Consider the following 2,838-nt stretch of genomic DNA (forward strand, 5'->3'; position numbering starts at 1 on the left):
TTTAAAATTTATACGCCACGCTTAGCTTGAAATTTCGTCCCGGCTCCCAGTCGATAGCGTTTGAATCACCGGTGAAATCGGCGCTGCGCTGTGAGTGCGACGCGTAGGCTTTATCAAAGAGATTGTAAACACCCGCGTTGATCTCAAGCCCTTTAAATCGTCCGCTATCCGGAGCGTAGGTGACATATAAATCGTGAACTGCGTAGCTAGGCACCTTGGTTTTTTCGTCGCTAGCTGCAGAGACTACGTTTTTGGAGTCGAAAAAGAGTAAGTTATAGCCCAGCAGTAGATCCGCCGCAGAGATTGCGTACTCGGCATTGAAGGTGTATTTATCGCCATAGTCGCGGTAGCCGATGATGTTTGAGCTTAGATAGCCCGAGCCGCTGCGCACGCGGTCTTTATATTCTACGTGCTGGTGGGTGTAACCCGCAGCAAGGCTCAAATCATCTAATATCAATCTTGCGAAAAGCTCGACGCCGTCAATATCCGCACCGCCTGCATTAGCCCTGCATAAGGTGCCCTGTGCGCCTCCCGGGCAGCCGACGATTCCGCCCGCCGCATTGTTATCATTGTTATCTACGATGAGATTTTTATATTCCGTCCTGAAATACTTCGCAGTTAGGCTTACTGAGGAATTTTCTGCCAGATCGCTTTTGTAGCGACCGCCTATTTCGTAGGCGTTGCCCGTAGTGGCCTTTAAATTTTCGTTAGCCATCCAGCTTAGTGGTCTGCCACGGCTTGTACCCGCAGCCATCATACTCTCCATTACGTCAGGTCCTCTAAATACTCGCGCGTAGCTGGCAAACGCTCCAAATCCCGCGCCGATCTCGTAATCAAGCGCCAAGGCGGGGCTTACTTCGTCAAATTTATATTTGTAGCTAGAGATATTAGCGCCTCTGCCGTTATAGGTCTTTAGCTCGTGCCTTTCGTAGCGCACGCCGGGAGTTACCGTAAGCCCGCCGTAGTGCATAGCATCCTCGATATAAAAGCTATAATTATCGACCTTCTCGGGGCGTAGATTGCCGGGCTTAACGTAGTTTTCGGAGCGGTAGTAATCAAAGCCGTAACGCAACGTATGAGCCAAATCGCCCGTTTCAAATTTACTCTTAGCGTTGATTTTGCCGCCTTTGGTCTCGACGCCCCATTTTGAGTCTGACGAAGTAGAGCCGATGCGTTGATGCTTGGTGTAGTATCCAGTGATGTCGAGTTCTAGCAGGTTGCTTGGATTATATGTGTATTTGATCGTGTGCGTATCGCGCTCGTATTTGCGGTTATCCAGCTGCCCGTTTAGCCATGAGCCGAATTCTGGTCGCAGCGGATAGAGACCTTTATACTGCATATGCTCGGTAGAGAGCGAAATTTTATGAAAATCCAAAAAGCTATAGCCCGCTTTTAATAAATAATTTATATCGTTGCCGTCGCCGCCCGTAGGCTTGCCGTTGCCCGATTCGCCGAAGCCGTATCCGTAGTGCTTAAACGCAGCAAGCATATCTAGGCTATCAAACGCTCTGCCGTAGAGCATCGCACTTTGCGAATAGCCTTCGTTATTGCTCGTATAGCCCACTTTGAGCTTGGCGCCGATATCCTGACCCTCTTCGAGCAGGTCGTTGGCATCCACAGTCTTAAAAGCTACCGAGCCGCCCAAGGCGCCCGAGCCGTTCACGACCGAGCGCGCGCCGACATCGACCTCTACGGCTTTGATAAGATCCGGATCGATTAGCAAATCGGCGTTGTGATGGAAGGTATTGCCGTTTTGCTTCGCGCCGTCAATCGTGATATTTAGACCGCGATCGCTCACGCCGCGCATATAAATTTTTTGATTCATGCCGTTGGTACCGCCCACATACACGCCCGGAATATCGCGAAATACGTCTTTTACGAGCGTAGCGTTGCGGGTGTTGATTTTGACATCATCCACGGTGCTAGGCGTGCTAGAATCGCTAGTAACTTCGATTACGCCCAGGCTTTGCGTATTTAAATCCTTGCTTTTGGATGCGTCCGTAGCGCTTGATTTCTCGTCTGCTTGTGCGCTTAAGCAAAGAACTGCGCACAAGGACAAAGCCAGATGAAATTTTTTCATACGAAACTCCTAAATGATAATGAGATTAAAAAACGGCAAATAATATAAAATTAATCCTTTATTTTATATTAATTATCAAGACATTTTAAAATCATTAAAATTCTATCACCGAATGCTTTATTATCATTAAATAAAGCTAAATGATAAAATATAATTTAAATATCGCTCATCAAAATTTTAGTAAAAATTAAATCTATTTTTGATAAAATCTCTCATTTTTTGGCAAGGCGATTTGCTGAATTTATAAAAATTTTTAAGGAGAGCTTATGGGCATTATGGAATTTTTGGCGCATTACGTGGATTACATTATCTTTGCGATCCTCGGATTTATGAGCTTTTTAGTCGTGTGGTTCAGTATCGAAAGGCTGCTTTTTTATTCGAAGGTTAAGGCGAGCGATTACAAAAGCAAAGCGCTATATGAAGAGGCTCTGACAAAAAATTTAACGACGCTTTATATTGTTTATTCAAATGCCCCGTACATCGGTCTTTTAGGTACTGTCATCGGCATTATGATCACATTTTTTGATATGAGTACTGCAAGCGGTATCGATACCAAGGCTATCATGCAAGGTCTTTCGCTCGCGCTTAAAGCTACGGCTACGGGTCTAGTAGTCGCCGTGCCTACGCTTATCATCTACAATGGCTTTGTTCGCAAGGTAGATGTGCTTCTAAACCGCTACGATGAGGTTAAATAAATGAGCATTCCTAGACGAGACGGGCTAAATATCGTCCCGTTCATCGACATTATGCTGGTGCTG

2 protein-coding genes are annotated in these 2,838 nt (G+C 46.0%); one reads left to right on the plus strand and one right to left on the minus strand.

Translation table 11 applies throughout. The features are described 5' to 3' along the window. Position 1: 1 nt before the first annotated feature. Positions 2 to 2,080, minus strand: coding sequence for a TonB-dependent receptor (locus Q0340_RS02415; RefSeq protein WP_298082016.1), 2,079 nt, complete (start codon positions 2,078 to 2,080; stop codon positions 2 to 4). A 275-nt stretch (positions 2,081 to 2,355) separates the two neighbouring features. Here Q0340_RS02415 and exbB point away from each other — a divergent pair, with 275 nt between their 5' ends. Then, the gene (gene exbB / locus Q0340_RS02420; protein WP_177389024.1) at positions 2,356 to 2,775 is read left to right on the plus strand and encodes a TonB-system energizer ExbB; all 420 of its coding nucleotides are present in this window, start codon (positions 2,356 to 2,358) and stop codon (positions 2,773 to 2,775) included. Positions 2,776 to 2,838 lie beyond the last annotated feature (63 nt).

Origin of the sequence: uncultured Campylobacter sp., assembly GCF_938045595.1 — a bacterium.
GTDB lineage: Bacteria > Campylobacterota > Campylobacteria > Campylobacterales > Campylobacteraceae > Campylobacter_B.